At 49.4% G+C, this 18,245-nt stretch carries 15 protein-coding genes; 7 read left to right on the top strand and 8 right to left on the bottom strand.

Annotation, left to right across the window (positions count from 1 at the left end; genetic code table 11):
• Positions 1-3: 3 nt before the first annotated feature.
• Together BGO59_RS04555 and BGO59_RS04550 are read right to left on the bottom strand one after the other, a co-directional pair.
• Positions 4-867 (bottom strand): SDR family oxidoreductase, encoded by an 864-nt coding sequence (locus tag BGO59_RS04555; RefSeq protein ID WP_293681256.1) that lies wholly within the window; start codon positions 865-867, stop codon positions 4-6.
• A 110-nt stretch (positions 868-977) separates the two neighbouring features.
• A complete protein-coding gene (locus BGO59_RS04550; protein WP_293681253.1) occupies positions 978-1,832 on the bottom strand; it encodes an SDR family oxidoreductase in 855 nt (284 codons plus the stop codon).
• Positions 1,833-1,958: 126 nt separating this feature from the next.
• Here BGO59_RS04550 and BGO59_RS04545 point away from each other — a divergent pair, with 126 nt between their 5' ends.
• The gene (locus BGO59_RS04545) at positions 1,959-3,671 is read left to right on the top strand and encodes a GMC family oxidoreductase (RefSeq protein ID WP_293681250.1); all 1,713 of its coding nucleotides are present in this window, start codon (positions 1,959-1,961) and stop codon (positions 3,669-3,671) included.
• A gap of 1 nt (position 3,672) precedes the next feature.
• On the top strand, positions 3,673-4,131 hold the full coding sequence (locus tag BGO59_RS04540; protein ID WP_293681247.1) for a 3-oxoacyl-ACP synthase: 459 nt from the start codon (positions 3,673-3,675) through the stop codon (positions 4,129-4,131).
• Between the two features lie 177 nt (positions 4,132-4,308).
• On the opposite strand, the gene BGO59_RS04535 is transcribed toward BGO59_RS04540, so the two are convergent.
• A complete protein-coding gene (locus BGO59_RS04535) occupies positions 4,309-5,940 on the bottom strand; it encodes an amidohydrolase family protein (RefSeq protein ID WP_293681244.1) in 1,632 nt (543 codons plus the stop codon).
• Positions 5,941-6,154: 214 nt separating this feature from the next.
• Between BGO59_RS04535 and BGO59_RS04530 the strand changes: the two genes are divergently transcribed.
• Positions 6,155-7,441, top strand: a complete 1,287-nt coding sequence (locus tag BGO59_RS04530) for a TolC family protein (protein ID WP_293681241.1) — start codon at positions 6,155-6,157, stop codon at positions 7,439-7,441.
• Positions 7,442-7,484: 43 nt separating this feature from the next.
• Here the strand turns inward: BGO59_RS04530 and BGO59_RS04525 are convergent, their stop codons facing one another.
• Positions 7,485-8,552 carry a DNA topoisomerase IB gene (locus BGO59_RS04525; protein WP_293681238.1) on the bottom strand — a complete coding sequence of 356 codons (1,068 nt, stop codon included), beginning with the start codon at positions 8,550-8,552 and terminating at the stop codon, positions 7,485-7,487.
• A 317-nt stretch (positions 8,553-8,869) separates the two neighbouring features.
• Positions 8,870-9,310: an aminoglycoside 6'-N-acetyltransferase gene (gene aac(6'), locus BGO59_RS04520; RefSeq protein WP_293681236.1), complete on the bottom strand. Its 441-nt coding sequence runs from the start codon at positions 9,308-9,310 to the stop codon at positions 8,870-8,872.
• Positions 9,311-9,434: 124 nt separating this feature from the next.
• Here aac(6') and BGO59_RS04515 point away from each other — a divergent pair, with 124 nt between their 5' ends.
• Positions 9,435-10,280 carry a DUF1080 domain-containing protein gene (locus BGO59_RS04515; protein ID WP_293681233.1) on the top strand — a complete coding sequence of 282 codons (846 nt, stop codon included), beginning with the start codon at positions 9,435-9,437 and terminating at the stop codon, positions 10,278-10,280.
• A 53-nt stretch (positions 10,281-10,333) separates the two neighbouring features.
• Here the strand turns inward: BGO59_RS04515 and BGO59_RS04510 are convergent, their stop codons facing one another.
• Complete coding sequence (locus BGO59_RS04510) at positions 10,334-10,708, bottom strand: hypothetical protein (RefSeq protein ID WP_293681230.1); 375 nt, start codon at positions 10,706-10,708, stop codon at positions 10,334-10,336.
• Between the two features lie 648 nt (positions 10,709-11,356).
• Positions 11,357-11,698, bottom strand: a complete 342-nt coding sequence (locus tag BGO59_RS04505; RefSeq protein ID WP_293681227.1) for a helix-turn-helix domain-containing protein — start codon at positions 11,696-11,698, stop codon at positions 11,357-11,359.
• Positions 11,699-11,824: 126 nt separating this feature from the next.
• Between BGO59_RS04505 and BGO59_RS04500 the strand changes: the two genes are divergently transcribed.
• The 3 genes from BGO59_RS04500 (at position 11,825) to BGO59_RS04490 (ending at position 14,465) form a co-directional block, all read left to right on the top strand.
• A complete protein-coding gene (locus BGO59_RS04500; protein ID WP_293681224.1) occupies positions 11,825-12,235 on the top strand; it encodes a DoxX family protein in 411 nt (136 codons plus the stop codon).
• A gap of 197 nt (positions 12,236-12,432) precedes the next feature.
• Positions 12,433-13,359, top strand: a complete 927-nt coding sequence (locus BGO59_RS04495) for a helix-turn-helix transcriptional regulator (RefSeq protein ID WP_293681221.1) — start codon at positions 12,433-12,435, stop codon at positions 13,357-13,359.
• 221 nt (positions 13,360-13,580) lie between these two features.
• Positions 13,581-14,465, top strand: coding sequence for an NAD(P)H-binding protein (locus tag BGO59_RS04490; RefSeq protein WP_293681218.1), 885 nt, complete (start codon positions 13,581-13,583; stop codon positions 14,463-14,465).
• Positions 14,466-14,551: 86 nt separating this feature from the next.
• Here BGO59_RS04490 and BGO59_RS04485 read toward each other — a convergent pair whose 3' ends face one another.
• Complete coding sequence (locus tag BGO59_RS04485) at positions 14,552-18,097, bottom strand: choice-of-anchor Q domain-containing protein (protein ID WP_293681215.1); 3,546 nt, start codon at positions 18,095-18,097, stop codon at positions 14,552-14,554.
• Positions 18,098-18,245 lie beyond the last annotated feature (148 nt).

Raw genomic sequence — 18,245 nt, 5'->3', positions numbered from 1 at the left:
TCGCTATGAATTGATTACCTCTCCGCCATTTACATGAATAACCTGACCAGCGTAGTACGATGCATCTTCAGATGCCAGAAATACATAGGCAGGTGCTAGTTCAGCAGGTTGGCCAGGGCGTTTCATGGGCGTATCTTTTCCAAATTCGCCTACCTCTTTCAGGGTTTTTGTCGCCACGATCAAGGGTGTCCAGATAGGGCCGGGGGCTACGGCATTGACCCGAATACCCCGTTCAAGCAGGTTCTGCGACAACGACCGGGTAAAGGCTGTGACGGCCCCTTTGGTCGACGCATAATCAATGAGCGCTTCACTACCCCGGTACGAAACGACCGATGTGGTGTTGATAATGCAATCGCCGGAAGTCATGTAAGGCAGCAGAATTTTAGTCAGCCGGAACATAGCCAGAATGTTAAGTTCAAACGTTTCGCGCATTTGCTGATCCGAAATACCCGTAAATTCCGTCTGTTCGACATGATTAGCCGCATTGTTAACCAGAATATTCACATGGTCGTAGGTGTCAATAACCAGATCAACGGCATCCTGAATGAACTGTATATCTTTCAGATCGCCTGACATCAATAAACACTGACGACCTTCGGCTTCAATCAGGCTTTTGGTTTTCTGAGCATCTTCTTCTTCACGCGGATGATAAATAATGGCCAGATCGGCGCCTTCTCGGGCAAAGTGAATCGCGACTGCCCGCCCAATACCCGAATCGCCACCCGTTATGAGGGCAATTTTGCCTTTCAGTTTATCGGCTCCTTCGTAATCATCCCGAATGTAAATGGGCTCGGGGTCCATTTTATATTCCATGCCCGGCTGTTCATTCTGATGCTGGGGCTTGGTTTCAATTTCCATTTGGTTCATGTCTTTTTTAGTAGATAGGAGCGAGTATTAGGAGTGAGAATGCTGGCGCATGAAACATACTAATGCGTCAGCAACTCCTCACGCCTAATACTCACTACTCGGTTCTATTTTTACGCATTAACAATCGTTCCTCCGTTGGGGTGTAATACTTGTCCGGTGATGTAGGAGGCATTTTCGGATGCCAGAAACACGTAAGTGGGCGCTACTTCGCTGGGTTGGCCGGGGCGTTTCATCGGAACGTCTTTCCCGAACTGGGCCACTTCTTCGGCACTGACCGATGCAGGGTTAAGGGGTGTCCAGATGGGGCCGGGGGCTACGGCATTAACCCGGATGCCTTTCGAAATCAGGTTGCTCGATAAGGCACGTGTAAAGGTCATGATCGCCCCTTTCGTTGACGAGTATTCTAACAGATCGGCTCGCCCCTGATAGGCGGTCACGGAAGTTGTATTGATGATACAATCGCCTTTTTGCAGATGGGGTACGGCTGCTTTGGTAACCCGGAAGCACGAATAGATATTGGTTTCGTAAGTAGCCAGCAGGTCTTCATCAGTTTCTTCTTCCAGTGTTTTATGTTGCAGCTGTAAGGCCGCATTATTCACCAGAATATTGAGCTGGCCGAATTGCTGGACCGTTTCTTCTACGATCTGCTGGCAATACGCTTCATCCCGAATATCGCCGGGTAGAAGGAGACAGGTTCGGCCTTCGGCTTCTACGAGTTCTTTGGTTTTTTGGGCGTCGATCTCCTCGCGCGGGGTGAATGAAATGGCAACATTGGCGCCTTCGCGGGCGAAATGAACGGCCACCGCTCGCCCAATACCGGAGTCGCCACCCGTAATAAGTGCCACTTTGTCTTTCAGTTTATTGGCTCCTTTATAGGAGGGCCGAATGACTTCTGGTTGCGGGTCCAGTTCGGCTTCAATACCCGGCTGGATATCCTGATGTTGTGGAGGAATGTCAAGTACCATAACGTTGCTTTTGGTTTTCTGTATAAATTAAATGCAACGGCGGTTGTTCGAGAAATCTAGTAAAATAGTGGATTTTGTGCGCGATGTTAGAATATGTAATATCGTAGCGATATAAGCGACTAAACTATGTATATCAACGGCGATGCAAAAGCGGCCCGGACGTACGATGCCATCGTAATTGGTTCAGGTATCAGTGGCGGATGGGCGGCTAAAGAGTTGTGTGAGAAAGGGTTAAAGACGCTTGTGCTGGAGCGTGGGCGCGATGTGCGGCATATCACCGACTATCCGACAGCGACACGTAATCCCTGGGAGTTCACGCATCGAAATCGAATGCCGGAAACCTTTGAGCAGGCTAACCCAATTGCTACCAAATGCTATGCCCTCGATGAGGCAACGGAGCAGTTTTTTGTGAAAGATGCCGATCACCCCTATATCCAGGAAAAGCCCTTCGACTGGATTCGCGGCTATCAGGTGGGAGGGAAGTCACTCATATGGGCCCGGCAAACGCAGCGATGGAGTAAATTCGATTTTGAAGCCAACGCCCGAGACGGGGCCGCTATCGATTGGCCAATCCGGTACGACGATCTGGCTCCCTGGTATAGTCACGTCGAGCGGTTTGTGGGCATCAGTGGCAATAAAGATGGCCTGGAGACACTTCCTGATGGCGAATTTCTAAAACCATGGGAGCTGAACTGTGTTGAAAAGCACATTCAAAAACGGGTGGCCGAAGCGTATAAAGACCGGCACGTAATCATTGGCCGTTGTGCGCACCTGACCGAACCGAAACAAATCCATTACGATCAGGGACGAGCCCAGTGTCAGGCGCGGCATTTATGCTACCGAGGCTGTCCGTATGGTGGCTATTTCAGCTCCAATTCATCGACCATTCCCTGGGCGGCTAAAACGGGTAAATTGACTCTCCGGCCCGATTCTGTGGTTCATTCCATTATCTACGACGAGCAGAAAGGTAAAGCAACGGGTGTCCGGGTTATTGACACGCACACAAAACAGATGGCCGAATACTATGCCCGAATTATCTTCGTCAACGCGGCCTGCCTGAATTCCAACCTGATTCTGCTCAACTCAACCTCCCGGCGTTTCCCGAACGGATTAGGCAATGATAGTGGATTGCTGGGTCGTTATGTGGCGTTTCATAACTATCGCGGAAATATTGTGGCGGATTATGAAGGGTTTGAGGATGGCTATTTTTATGGCCGTCGGCCGACAACAGCGTTTATGCCCAATTTTCGAAACGTTCGGAAACAGGAAACCGATTTTCAGCGAGGGTATATGGTTGCCTTTAGCGCTTCACGGTCGGGTTGGCAACGTGCTTTAGGGCAAGCAGGTTTCGGCGCTGATTTTAAAGACCAGTTGAGTAACCCCGGTGGCTGGCATGTGTTTATGATGATGCAGGCCGAAACCGTTCCTCGTTACGAAAACCACGTCAGGTTGAGCACCACCCAAAAAGATGCCTGGGGGATTCCGCAACTCATAACGGCTATTGATTACACCGACAATGACCTGAAAGTGATGAACGATTTTCTGGAACAGGGGGCCGAGATGCTCCAGAAATCGGGCTGTAAGAATATAAAACCGTATGATGATCACCGAAATCCCGGTCTTGATATTCACGAAATGGGGGGCGTGCGCATGGGTCGTGATCCCAAGACCTCTTTGCTGAATGCGCACAATCAACTGCATACTGTCAAAAATGTGTTTGTAACGGATGGGGCTGCCATGACCTCAACAGGCTCCCAAAATCCATCCATTACGTTTATGGCTTTAACCGCCAGAGCTGCCAACTTTGCAGTCAGAGAAATGAAACGAGGAACTTTATAACGTGTCGAATCAACAACTAAAAGAAGCGCTATACGCTCGCTGTAAGGCCTATGTCGAACAGCGGATCAATACCGCACAACAAGCCATGAATGCGGCTCAGGAAGCGGCTAATTCTGAGTCGAAGAGTAGCGCGGGGGATAAGTACGAAACGGGCCGGGCCATGGCACAGCTCGAACGGGACCGTCATGCTCAGTTATTGGCCGAAGCGCTGAAAGTAGAGCGCGATTTGAAGCAGCTTCAACTTGATAAAAGCTACGAAGCTGTACAGCCGGGGAGCGTCGCTGTTACCAATCGGGGCGTGTTTTTTATCAGTATCGGAGCCGGTAAGCTCAGTCTGAATGGAAAAGACTATTTCGCTGTGTCACCTGCTTCGCCTATTGGTGTTGCACTGGCTGGCCGGAAAGCTGGCGATTCGGTTACGTTCAACAAATTACCTTACCAGATTTCGGAAGTGTTTTAAGTTAGTCAATTTACAGCATTTTGCCCAGCTGGGGTGAGGGCAGATTCTCAAATCTGCCCTTCGTGAGGTTTCTCAAAACCGAACGGTCAGTCTGGCTCGGTTTTGAGAAACCGATCACGTCAGGTTTAAGAACCTGACACCACGAACGCAAACAACTTCGTAGAGGTGGGCTATAGTTTAAAATACACGTTCACCGTTGATCCAGGTTTGACGTACTTTAGTTTGCCGGATTTTCGGGTTGGGAATCAGCATAATGTCCTGATCCAGAATGACGAAGTCCGCTTGTTTGCCGGGAGCGATACAGCCGCGCAGGTGATCTTCGAAACAGGCGTAGGCCGCCCAGCGGGTCATGGCCAGCAAAGCTGATTTTCGATCAACCGCATTTTCCATCTGATAGCCACCTGCGGGATAATTCTTTGCATCCTGCCGGGCTACAGCCGCGTGAAAGCCAAATAAGGGATTGACGGCTTCTACCGGAAAATCGCTGCCGAATGCAATCAGACTATTCTGTTTCATCAGATCGTTGAATGCATAGGCACCTTTTACCCGAATGGCTCCTAACCGATCACCTGCCCAGTACATATCGGAGGTAGCATGAGTAGGCTGGACTGACGGAATAATGGAATAGCGGCCAAATTTCCAGACGTCTTCGGGCGAAACCACCTGAGCATGTTCAATCCGCCAGCGACGGTTGTTTTTGCCTTCCAGTAAGCGCCCATACAGATCGAGCATCAGGTGGTTGGCCGAATCGCCAATGCAATGCGTATTGGCCTGAAATTTAGAGTTGTACAGTAACTTAGTGACCCGTTCCAGTTCGGAGGGGCTAAGCAAAAGAAAGCCACTGGTTTCGGGGCGGTCGCTGTATGGTTTGCGAAGGCAGGCCCCCCGCGATCCTAAGGCTCCATCGGCATATAGCTTGAACGAGCGAACCGTTAAACGGTCGGTTTGAAACGGACCACGCTTCAGAAAATAATTCAGGTTAGGCTCGCCCAGACTAACCATCGCATAATCCCGGATTTTCAGCTTGCCAGCCTGTTGAAGGCTATCGATCAAATTGATTTCGTCGGGGCTAATACCCGCATCGGATACGGTGGTGAGGCCCAAAGCTACACAGGCCTTTTCGGCATTGAGCAGCATCCGGGCTTTGTCGCTGGCATCCGGGCGAGGGATGACCCGTTTTACAAACTGCATGGCATTATCGACCAGCACACCTGTGGGTTGCCCAGCGTCCAGAACTACTTCTCCACCGGCTACCTGCGATCCGCCTGTTACGTTTGCCAGACGAAGTGCTTTTGAATTGACGAGTAAGGCGTGCCCGTCAATACGGGTCAGAGCAACCGGAACGTTTGGAAAGGCTTCATCTAATTTCTCTTTGGTAGGGAATACTTTTTCGGGCCAGTCATTTTGATCCCAGCCCCGGCCCGTCAGCCAGATTACATTTGGATGAGCCTGATAAAAGGTTTTGAGTCGATTAATGACTTCATCGTAGGATTCGGCGCCAACCAGATCGGCCTGATCGAGTACCTGGCCAAGCCCCAGGAAATGGGCATGTGGATCGTAAAAACCGGGATAGACAGGTTGGCCAGCCAGATCGACCTGCGTAGCAGCTTCGTATTCCTTAGCCAGTGTCTGACCGTCGCCGACAGCTAAAAATTTTCCATCTTTTATGGCAAAGGCATTGGCCATCGAAAAGCTCGAATCAGCGGTGTAAATGCGGGCATTGGTTACGAGCAAATCTGCCTTTTTTTTGAAGGAACACCCAGACAATAGGAGCGATAGAGTAGAAAATAGTAGAAAAAGGTGTTTCATACAGGTTGGGGAAAAAAAGATAGTGTGCAAGTTAAACGAAAGGTTGATAAGCTGACGGGCCAATTGCAGATTCTCTTACTTTTGTCCTACTTGTAGTTATAACCGTTAATCAATGAAACTCAGCAGTTGTCTTCTTTTTGCCTGCCTACCTTTTTTGGCTTTTTCTCAACAAACTCCTAATGCAATCCAACGCGCTCAGCAACGAACTTTCACCATGGCCACCCTGCCCCAGCCGGGTGAGTTGTTAACGCTTCAACAGGCAATTGATCAGGCTGTTAGTAAGAACTATCAAATTCATATTAATCGTTCTCAGGAGGAGATTTCCCGGAATAACTACAGTAAAGGGAATGCAGGCTATCTACCTTCGTTGACATTCAATGGCAACTCAAACGGAAGCCTGCAAAGCTTTCGGCAAACAACCATTGGTAACCTTCAGCCTCCCCGAGAAGGAAGTGGGATATTTAACCGGACATCGAACCTGGGGGTCAACCTGAACTACACCGTTTTTAATGGGTATTATCGGCGATCATTCTATTCGCAACTTGAGCAGTTGCTCAAGATAAGCACCGTCAATACCCGCGCAAATGTAGAAGCTACTATAGCCAGTGTAACTACGAGCTACTATGATGTGGTTCGCCAATTGCGTCGGCTAATCACCTTTAGCCAGGCCCTCGACATTTCGCGTGAACGGCTTGAGCTGGCCCGTGCTAACTATGAAGTAGGAACGCGTTCAAAAGTCGATTTCCTGAGTGCGCAGGTTGATTATAATACGGATAGTGCAGCGCTACTGTCGCAGGAACAGGCATTACGGAATGCGAAAATCATCCTGAATAATTTGTTGATCCGTGATCCACAGACAGAGTTCTCTATTCGGGATACCATTGTCGCTCGCCCAAATCTTCAGTTAGCTCCTCTTCAGGAATCGTTAAACGCGAACAACCCCTTACTGGCAGCGGCTGTACTTAACCGGGCTGTAGCGGATTTAAACGTACAATTAGCGAATTCAGCGCAACTTCCGCTTGTTACCGCACAGACGGGCTACAACTACCAGTTTATCGATAACCAGGGGGGCTTTGGGGTTGCTACAGGCCGAACAAGTGCTATTACGTATAACGTGGTGGCGTCGATTCCCATTTTTAATGGCTACAATCTGAAACGGCAGATTCAGAATGCCAAGGTCAATACAATCATTGCTCAGGACCAGGAATCGAGCCAGCGGCTTCAACTCATTACGGCACTTAGTCAGACATACCAGGCCTATCAGAACAGCCTGCGTATTCTGAATCTGGAAGTATTAAATAACCAGTTGGCTAACCAGAACGTCGAGATTGCCTATGATCGCTACCGGATCGGGAATTCAACCTTTGTTGAATTCCGGGATGTACAGCGTACGTCTGTAGATGCTCAGACCCGTCTGATAGAGGCTGAGTATACGGCTAAAGCGACTGAGATAGAGTTACTTCGGTTGAGTAGTACGATTACTCAGCAATTGGGATTGTAAAGGATATAGGATTGAGCGTGGCGAATTAATTCGCCACGCTCAATCATTTGGCTACCTTGATCTGATCATTCAGAAACTTGAGCAGAAGTTTCTCAACGCCATCAAGACCATAAGGGCTGGTTTGGCGGAACCGGGCTTTTTGCCTAAAGTAAGGTACCAGATCCTGACACTCATAGGCATCCAGGATTTGGGGATGTACGTAATGTTTTCGGCAAACCGTTCGCGTATTACCTAATCGGTGTGCAACCTGATCGAGTACTGTATTAACGTTTCTTTTCGCTTCTTTCTCATTATCGCAAGGCCCCAGTTCAACCAGCAGCCGTAACGCATTGACAGTACCTGCCCAGGTACGAAAATCTTTGGCCGAAAAATCGCCATCCATCGTTTCGCGCAGATAATCGTTAACCATGCCCGAATCGATCGAGTGTCGTTCACCCTGCTGATCCAGGTATTGAAACAGTTCTTTACCCGGAATATCACGGCAGGCTTTTACCAGACGAGCCAGCCGTCGGTCGTGGAGCATAATATCGTGATAAATGCCTTTCTTTCCCTTAAAGCTAAACCGAACATCGCTGCCTTCGAGTTTAACGTGTCGGTCTTTAAGCGTGGTTAGTCCATACGAGCCGTATTCTTTCTCGTAACTTGCATTGCCTATTCGAATCAGTGTTTGCTCCATGACACTCAGCGCAATGGCAATGACTTTGTCACGGGATAGGGTCTGTTGTTTTAAATCCTTCGTAATGCGCGCTCGCAACGACGGCAGGGCTTCACCAAAAGCAACCATCCGAAAGAATTTCGTTTCACTCCGAATGGCGTTCCATTTGGCATGGTATCGATATTGTTTTCGTTGTTTGGTGTCGATACCCGTAGCCTGTAAATGCCCGTTGGGTTTAGGACTGATCCAGACATTTTCCCAGGCCGGAGGGAGGGCCATACTTCGAATACGGCTCAAGGTTGTTTCATCATCCAGAGGGTTGCCTTTAGGATCAACATAAACAAACTGTTGACCATGCCGCTGCCGATGAATACCAGGCATGGTATCGTTCATGTAAATAAGCCGGGCGGCCTGAGCAGCCTGAACCGGATCGTGTGCTAATTCCAGTAAATTCACGTTCGTTGGAAAGGGTAGTGAAACCAGTTAAACAGCCTGGGTTTATCCACCCAGTTATGCTGCCTTCTGTAACTACCACGCGAACGGATTGGTTAGATTAATTTAGTGCAGATTATGGGATTGGCTCTCTTAGAGCGAACGGTGGTTAAAACGTCCTATCCACCACCTGTTTTAATCTAAGGTTTATAGTGCTGTTTGTGAGTAAATTAGTGTTGAACATTCGCATCGGCTACATTGAACGACTGCGTAATTCGATCATTGATACCCTCTCAATATACAGGCTAGAGCCGCCAGAGATAATAATCAGCTATAAAACACTACAGGATTTTGATGAACTGAATAACCCGTTCTACTTCCTCAAAACCAGCTTTCTTATGAAACGCTTTGCCGGTCGAATTCGAGAGCTCTACGTCGGAAGCGAGTTCGAGGCAGCCTTTGTCCCGTGCCCATTGTTCGGCTCGCTGAACCAGCATCTGACCGATTCCCCGTTGTTGATACGCAGGCTGTACATAAATGCCTTCCAGAAAGGCGACGGGGAATTTTGTAGCACCCGGCACATAGTCGGTGCGTAGGGATAGATTCATAAAACCAATGGCTACACCCTGATCATTCCGTACAATAAATCCATCTTCTTTCGCTGATTGATGAATGTTGATCAGTATCTCTCGTAGTTCATTCGAATCGGAATCGGGCCAGAGCGCCAGCGTCAGTTTCAGCCATTCGTCCAGGTCGTCTAGTGTTGCTATATGAATCGTCATGCGGCTGTGAGTAAAGTGAAAGAACCTCATCAGGTTCACGATTATTTTATGGGAAAGCCAGACAATTTCGGATACTTTATTCTTTTTTGTACAGGAATCGTCCGTATTAATCAATCAATGCCCTATGCGCCAACTGCTGTTACTAATTTGTGTATGGTTTATGACCACCGTTTGTGTGGCTCAGTCTGCCAAAAACAAACTAGCTGATCGATGGATTCAGCTTTTCAACGGAAAAGACCTCATGAACTGGTCTGTTAAAATAGCAGGCCATCCACTGAACGATAACTATGGAAATACCTTCCGGGTAGACGATGGTAAGCTAGTCGTACGGTATGATCAGTATTCTGCCTTTGATGAGCAATATGGCCATATTTTCTATAAAAAGCCTTTTTCTGCCTACTTATTGGTGGTCGAATACCGATTCGTTGGCGATCAGGTGAAGGGCGGGCCTGGTTGGGCAGTGCGTAATAGTGGGGCTATGTTACATGGTCAGGCGCCTGAAACGATGGGGCTGAAGCAGGATTTTCCGATCTCGCTGGAAATGCAACTGCTGGGGGGCGATGGGAAGCATGAACGGCATACAGCGAACCTGTGTACCCCTGGTACGAATGTAGTGATGAATGGAAAACTGTTCACTCCGCATTGTATCGACTCCAATTCAAAAACCTACGCTGGCGATCAATGGGTTCATGCCGAAGCGTTGGTATTGGGCGATTCGCTCGTGAAGCATATCGTGGAAGGTGATACGGTGCTATCGTATGAAAAGCCACAAATTGGTGGAGGGAACGTAATCAACTACGATCAGGCCGTTAAGAATGATGGACAGCTTATCCGCGAAGGGTATATTTCTCTGCAAAGCGAAAGCCACCCGGTCGAATTTCGTAAAGTAGCTTTATTTGATCTGTCGCCCTATATGCGGAAGCCCAATGAGTTACGGGCCATTCTGCGCCAGTTAAAGAACCGCCAGTAAACATAAAAACCCGACCTGTGTCGGGTTTTTTATGAGGTGTCCTGTGTCCTGACTTATTGCATGGCAATGATGCGACCTGTTTGCTGAACAGCCTGGGTCGACAGGTTTAATTGCTTGGTGATGCTACCTTCCGACGACTTGATCTCTAGTTCGTAATCACCGTCGGCAAGCTCTTCTACATTTAGTTTGACTGCATATTTGGCTTCTTTGCGGCCAATGCTTTGCTCATAGAGGACTTTGTTGTTCTTGTTCTTCAGCAGGACGACGACCGGCATATCAGTCGATTTCTGGACAGCCACCCGAATTTCGTGGTTAACGGTTACGTAGGCGCTGGCATCGAACGACAGCGTTTTGGGCGTGGTTGGGTTGAACAGGGTAGAAGCACTCAATAGGATTGAAGCGGCCAGGGTATTCAGTAGTGGTAACATGGTAGTTGCTGTGTTTAGCGTTTAAGGATGTTGTTTACTGGTATGCCCTAGTTAATCCAAAGCTTGTGCCAATTAAGTAATATTACTGATAATCAGTATGTTATCTTTTGTGCCATTTTGCTACTCTGTCCGCTTGTGGACAAAGACTGTTCACTGTCGGACAAAGCGGACAGATTAGTATGACCAGAAAGCCCTGTAAGGTCATTATCACGGATACGTACTGACTATAATCAGTTTAAGGCATGATCCTGGTTAGTTTGAGCCCGCTGTCAACGACTACTTTTGTAATACCAATAAGAGTTTTAAAGCCCCTAGTAATCAAAATCCCCTTATCAGATTTTCTGGTAAGGGGTTTGTTGTATTTGGACATTTCCAGTCAGTCATCAGGAGCGTTTCAGGATCGGCTTGTTGGCTGGTCGGGCGCTATAAACAAAAAATGCTGACTCTAACCAGAGTCAGCATTTCTTAATTACCCATAAGATAAGACCTTTCTAACCAACCGCCAGATCAGTAGAAAGGCTGTATAAATAGGTAACGAAAATTCACCGTAAAAAGATTGATTAAGCGGTGGATTTTATTGAAAAATAACGAATTAGCTATTATTGAATTGCCTTGTAAGCCACGAATTGGGCTGGGTTGAAGCTGCCTTTATTCTTTGCCAATAATCTTCCGGCGATGGGATAATCCCCAGTAATGCAGTGCTTCGACAACGTTTTCGAGCGATAGCCCGTGGGGGGTGATGGAGTATTCAACTGTGGGCGGGAAAGTATCGAATACATCCCGTTTGATAAGTTCATTTTCCTCCAGGCTTTTCAATTCTTTTGACAGGGTTTTATCTGTAATCCCGGCTACCTCTCTGGTCAATTGTGTAAACCGTTTGGGGCCTGATGATAGCACAAATAAGATCATCAGCTTCCATTTGCCTTCTACGGCTTCTAACGCATCGTTGATGGAACGTATCGATTTGGGGCAGCCTTCACCAGTCAGCATGTCTTTATGGGGTTTCTGTGCAATGCATTACTATCCAGATGGCTAGTATCGACCGATCGGGATAGTGCTTTCAGGCAAAAGGCAAGGGGGAATACTTTTGTTCCATTCATGCAAAATCTCTGTAGAATGGTAACACCGAAACAATCATCGCAAGTCATTCACATCTTTCTTTGGATTATCCAGATCGTACTAGCTGTCAGTTTTGTCTGGGCAGCCTGGATGAAGCTATTTCAGCCCATCGATAAACTATCGGCTATGTGGCCCTGGACAGGGCAAATTCCGGCAATACTGGTAAAATCGACTGGCATCATTGATGTATTGAGTGCTCTGGGGTTGATTCTTCCTGCATGGCTGCGCATTCGGCCCATTCTTACGCCTATAGCGGCAAGTGGTATTATTGTACTTATGCTGTGTGCCAGTATCTTCCACGTTATACGGGGAGAAGCATCGGTTATTGGCGTCAATATTGTTTTTGCCAGTCTGGCGGCTTTCATAGCCTGGGGCCGATTTAAGAAAGCCCCGATTACGCCAGCATGAATGACAGTGGTTATGGGTTAACGTTCTGGACGGGTTTACCCACGAAGCGGCTACAAAAAGTTAGGATTTGGCTACGGGCTTGGCACCTAAAATCGGGTTCTTTACATAGGTTCGTACAAGCATCAGCCATCGTGAGGGGAACGATTTGCGCGAAGGTGTTTGTAACAGCTATTGATCATAAATCAGTATATTGAGCTATGCCAAAAACAGGACTGTGCCGGATTAAGGCCATTGCTGAATTTCACCAGTTTAGAGGATTGCCCAAGCCTGAGCATCCCTTGATCAGTGTGGTTGATGTGGCTTTATTGAAGCAACTGTACGAATTTGAGCCCACCAGTTTAGTGTTCGATTTTTATTCCATTGCCCTAAAAAGGAACTTCAATGGTAAAATGAAATACGGGCAGCAGGAATACGATTTTGATGGGGGCCTGATGACGTTTATGTCGCCCGGTCAGGTTTTTAGCATTGACGCGGGTAAAGACGGCACTGGAACCAGGCTCCAGTCGGGCCTCCTGTTGCTCATTCATCCCGACTTTTTATGGAATACCGCTCTGGCTAAAACGATCAGGCAGTACGAGTACTTTGATTATTCGGTCAATGAAGCATTGTTTTTGTCGGAAAAAGAAGAAACAATTATTGCCGGTATCATGCACAGTGTTCAGCAGGAATATCATGCCAACCTGGATCAGTTCAGCCAGTCGATCATCATCGCTCACCTCGAGCTCCTGCTTTCGTACGCCGATCGGTTTTATCATAGGCAGTTCATTACCCGAAAAATCACGAACCATAAATTACTCGATCGGCTGGAACATCTGCTGTTCGACTATTTCAATAGCGATGCGTTGGTTACGAAGGGATTACCCACTGTTCAGTCGATTTCCGACGCCTTGAATGTATCGCCCAATTACCTGAGTACCCTGCTGAAATTACTGACCGGGCAGAGCACCCAGCAACATATTCACAATAAACTGATCGAAAAGGCTAAAGAAAAACTGTCAACAACGGATTTATCGGTCAGTGAGATCGCCTTCACCTTGGGATTCGAGCATTCGCAGTCGTTTAGCAAACTGTTCAAGAACAAAACAGCCCTGTCGCCACTCGAATTTCGCCAGTCGTTCAACTGATACAGCGTGTATGTACGTTGAGCCGCTGGGTGTACAGTCTGGTAAAAAAGGCCCAGAATTAATCCATTTGTATCCCTACATGAAACCCCTACAAGCTTATAAAGAGGTAAGGGGTTGGGGGAAAAGAAACGCTGACAAACGGCTACAACAACCCAGGATTCGGCTACAAGACACCGCTCAGGCATTTCGACTTTTGTGTAGCAAACAAAAACGAAAAAACGATGAACATTGTCATAACCGGGTCATTGGGGCATATCGGCAAACCCCTCACGGAAGAATTAGTCCAGAAAGACCACGTCGTAACCGTTATCAGCAGTAAACCCGACAGGCAGGAAGCCATTACTAGCCTGGGAGCAACGGCTGCAATTGGCTCACTGGACGATGTTGATTTTCTGACAGCAACCTTGACGGGGGCAGACGCCGTATTTGCGATGGTGCCACCCAACGTTGCCGAGACCGATGTGGTAATTTATTACCGTCGGATCAGTCAGAACTACGTCCAGGCGATTCAGAAGGCGGGTGTAAAGCGGGTCGTGTTGTTGAGCAGTTATGGTGCCCATCTGACTCAAGATACGGGCTTCATACTCGGTGCTCACCATGCCGAACTATTGCTGAATCAACTGGAAGATGTAGCCATTACCCATCTTCGTGCGGGGTACTTCTACTACAATCTGTTCAGCTTTATCGGCATGATTAAAGAGGCTGGACTAATGGGCGCCAATTATGGTGGCGACGATCAGATAGGACTCGTATCGCCCGCTGATATTGCGGCCGTCGCGGCTGAAGAGTTGGTGAAACCCGCTACGGGTAAAACCATTCGTTATGTAGTAAGCGATGATCGGACCGCCAGCGAGATTGCTCAGGTTTTGGGTTCGGCTATTGGTAAACCCGATTTGCAATGGCTCGTTTTTACGAGCGAACAAATGCGGGAGGGTATGAAACAACGAGGCTTACCAACTCACATTATCGAAAACTTCGTCGAGCTAGGCGCTAGTCTGCACAGTGGGGCCTTGCTGGACGATTACAACCAACATAAGCCGACACTGAGAAAAGTAAAGCTGGAAGCGTTTGCAACGGAATTTGCAATGGTTTACCAGCACCAATAATCGTTGGAGTACAGATCAACAAAGCCCGTCTTTACAAGGACTGGCTTTGTTGATGGTGGGCTGGGTCGTTCTGATCGCAGGCAAGGCTAGAGCCCATTCAGGATTCGGGCGTAGACGTTGTTAGTACTGAATCGATCGTACTGCCCACTACTATCGTTGGCTACATTGATGGTCAGATTGGAGACGCTTCCCGAGTTGGCTGTCGTACGCACTAACGTGAAGCCCAACACCGATTGACTACCTCCCCGGATATACACCCCCGACCGAGCCCGTAACGTTAGCTGCTGGTCGTTGAGATTGCCGATTACCTCCCAATCACTATTATTGATGGTTACCGGATTGGTGTTTCCCCCGGATACATTGGTCGAGGTCTGACTAGCATCGAACGCCAGCGAATAGCCCGCTGGAGCGGTCAGGGTAATGGTAATACTGCTGGGCGAAGTTGGAAGCCAGCCAACTTCAAAAATACGGACTAGTGATTGTTTGGCACTCGAACCAGGACTAAAGTTGGCATCGGGTAGCTCAATGATAGGGGAGAGGTCGGGACCATTGGTGGCCGTGACGCTCACGGTTCGGGTTTGCTGACAGGTCCCCAGAGTGATCACGACCGTAAATGTCTGTGGCCCCGCTGACAGTAGTCGGGCCGAAATGTTGGCACTGGTGCTGGATGTGGTGAAGGAGGCTGAAGAGGGCGATGTCCACTGATAGGCATTACCACCTGTGGCCAGCATATTAACCACTGCGTTCACCGGAGCCATAGGGGAGTAGGCCGAAGCGCTCGAATTTAAGGTATTTCGGAAGAATAAGGTAACGGAAGCCGTAGCCGAGCATCCCAGCGCCGACGAAACGACAACCGAGTAGGTGCCTGCCTGTGAGAGTACGCGCACGGGCTGTGTGGAGGTATCCTCCCATTCGTAAGTAGTGCCACCGTTGGCCGTCAGGCTGACGGTGGGGCTTCCGCAGGAGAGTGTCGTGCTCCCTGGCCCCGGATTCAGAATAGCGGCATTAACGCTATTGACCGTTAGACTGAAAGTACTACTAGTAAGGGAGTTACAGGTGCCGATGGCGACCAGCGAGTAGCTACCTGCATCGGAGGTTTGTAGACTGGATAAGGAGAGGGTATTGGTCGTTTGGGCGCTAAGGGAGGTTCCACTTTTGAACCACTGATACGTGATGGGTCCGGTTCCGGTAAGGCTGGTGGGAATGTTCAGCGCTGTGCCGCCACAGAGTGCTGAGGCTGAGGGCGGTTGTTGGGTAAAGGCAATAGGAAAGCTGGGATCACCCTGAAACTCGTAGGCTCCCATATCGACAGACGCTCCTACAAGGCGAGGGTTATTGGCCAGATCAGTGCTGATGCCATTGAGGGCTGAGGTCGAGCTGAGCCCGGCATTGATAGCAGGTGTACAGGCGTTGAGGGTCAGGCTCGCCGTAGAGCTGAAGGGGTTGGTAGTGGCGGTGAGATTACTGGGGTCGGTAGTATAGTCGATGGTGGTGGACTCGATCAGGCAGGAAAGCAGTCGCACTGAGGAGAGGTTATTGTAGAAAGCATTACTGCCCTGGTTGAAGAGGACACAGTTGATTAAGGTAGATTGGCAGATACCATCCAGCCCAGCGCTGATCATCAGGGAGCCATAGTTGGCGATATTTCCCTGAAAGGAGCAGTTGGTAAACGTGGGCAGACAGTTTCCGCCGGGAGCGAAGTTGTTGATGGCACCTCCGTTTCCTCCCCCGGCGGAGTTATTGAGGAATCCGCAGTTGACCAGCGTAGGGCTGGCGGTACCCTGCCGGGCCATGTTGGTGATGGCGGCCCCGGTAGTGTTGGTCTGATTGCCGACGAACAGGCAGTTGGTTATGGAAGGGCTGGATACCCCCAGGAAACCGTCATTGTAGATGGCCCCGCCATCGATGCGGGCGTAGTTGCCCGTGAAAGCGCAGTTGATGAGGGTAGGACTCGACAGGCCGCTGTTTCTGCCGCCATTGTAAATAGCTCCGCCGTAAGCGGAGGTCTGATTATTTGCAAACAGGCAGTTGGCAATGGTGGGGTTACAGACATGTCCGCTGCCGCTGCCATCGTTGTAGATGCCTCCGCCATTGAGCTGGTTGTCGAGCAGCCCATTGGCATTGCCTCCAGAGATAACAAAACCGTCGAGCCTTGCCGAGCTGGTGAGGTTGAGGCTGCTTGGATTATAAATGACATGGTAGGCCGCTAGCGAGGGTCCAACATCACCGGAGAGTGTCGAACTGGAGGGTGATCCGTTGATGGGGTCAATTCGGGGCCGCTGACTAAGATCAGACTCTGTACCCGTAAATCCCCCGTAGATGCTGACATTGGGTAGCATAGCGAAACTGGCGGAACGGGTAGTGCCGGGTTTATAGGTTCCGCTGGCAACCCATATTTCGGTAAGGGCAGTTGGGCAGCCGTAATTAAGGGCATCCTGGAGGCTGGTAAAGGCGTCGTTCCAGGAAAGGCCGGTTTGGACCCCGCTCGCGTTGGCCTTCACATAGAGCCGAGTAGCCGGGGTTACGATCTTGACGATAGCGCTGCCAGTAAGGGTAGTTGATTGGGTAATGCTATTGGTATAGGTGGCCGATGCAATAGTGTAGGTAGTAGAGGTTGTAGGCGATACAGCCACGGCAAACGTGCCGCTATCAGTACCCGAAACGGTCGCTCCGCCGGAGAGTTGCAGGGTCCAGGTTCCGGTGGCGGTGATGGAGCCTGGGATCGAAACGGTCTGACCCGAGCAATTGGTGATCGTGGTAGAAGTGAGGATAGCTTTGATGGAGTTGGCAGCAAACTGGATGGTAGCAAATCCATCGGCTTTCGCACCACCCCCATCTACTCCCAGGGTAATGGTGCCGGTGCCATACGAATTGCCTCCCTGACTTACACCACTACCACCTCCCCCGCCATCACCCCCTCCATATCCTCCGCCACCCCCGCCACCATAACTCAACGTTGTACCACCACCTCCTCCGCCAAAACCGCTTCCGCCATAGCAATTACCAGCGTTGTTATTCCCTCCTGAACTGATGTTGGTTAATGAAGCCTGTTTACCTCCGGTTCCACCTCGCACTGGTAAAGACGTCCTGCCGTCACCACCGGCGCTCAAGTAGCCTCCGCCACCACCACCTCCGCCCGAAGTGGCGTTTCCGGAACCCGCTCCGCCATCGCCGGAGCCTAAGCCCTGTCCACCGCCACCACTGCCCCATCGTTGTGATGCGCCACCACCTCCGCTACTTGCCATAAGTAAGGTTAAATCATTCCCTCGCTTCAGAATGATAGCCGTGCCACCACCCCCGCCACCCGTATTGCTTGGCTGGGGTTCATCGCTGGACTGACCTGCCTGCCCAACAATACAAATGAGTTGATCTCCTCCCTGTACCGTAGTGGTCGATACCATTTTAGCACCACTACCTCCTTGATATGATGGGGAATTACCGCCATCACCTCCTCTGGTTGTCAGGGTTACACTGAAGGGGCCTCCCGCTGGTACGGTATAAGAATAATATCCAGTGGTGGTGTAGGATTGCGTAACGGTCTGAGCCAGGCTACTGATCGACAAGCCCGTTTGAAGAAACAATAACCAACTGAAGAACCAGCGGGTTGCGGTTGGTAGAGCGTATGTTTTCATAACAATTGATTGGGTACTTGTAGGCGTTTCTGGAAAGCTAATGAGATAGGCCCCACTTAGTTGGGGAATATGTTCACTAAAATGGCAAGTATACCTGGCTAGGCACGTTTTTAGAGCATAGACAAACGTATAGACAAAAGGCTAAGTT

Origin of the sequence: Spirosoma sp. 48-14, from assembly GCF_001898575.1 — a bacterium.
GTDB lineage: Bacteria > Bacteroidota > Bacteroidia > Cytophagales > Spirosomataceae > Spirosoma.
This window is presented reverse-complemented; position numbering and strand designations above follow the sequence as displayed.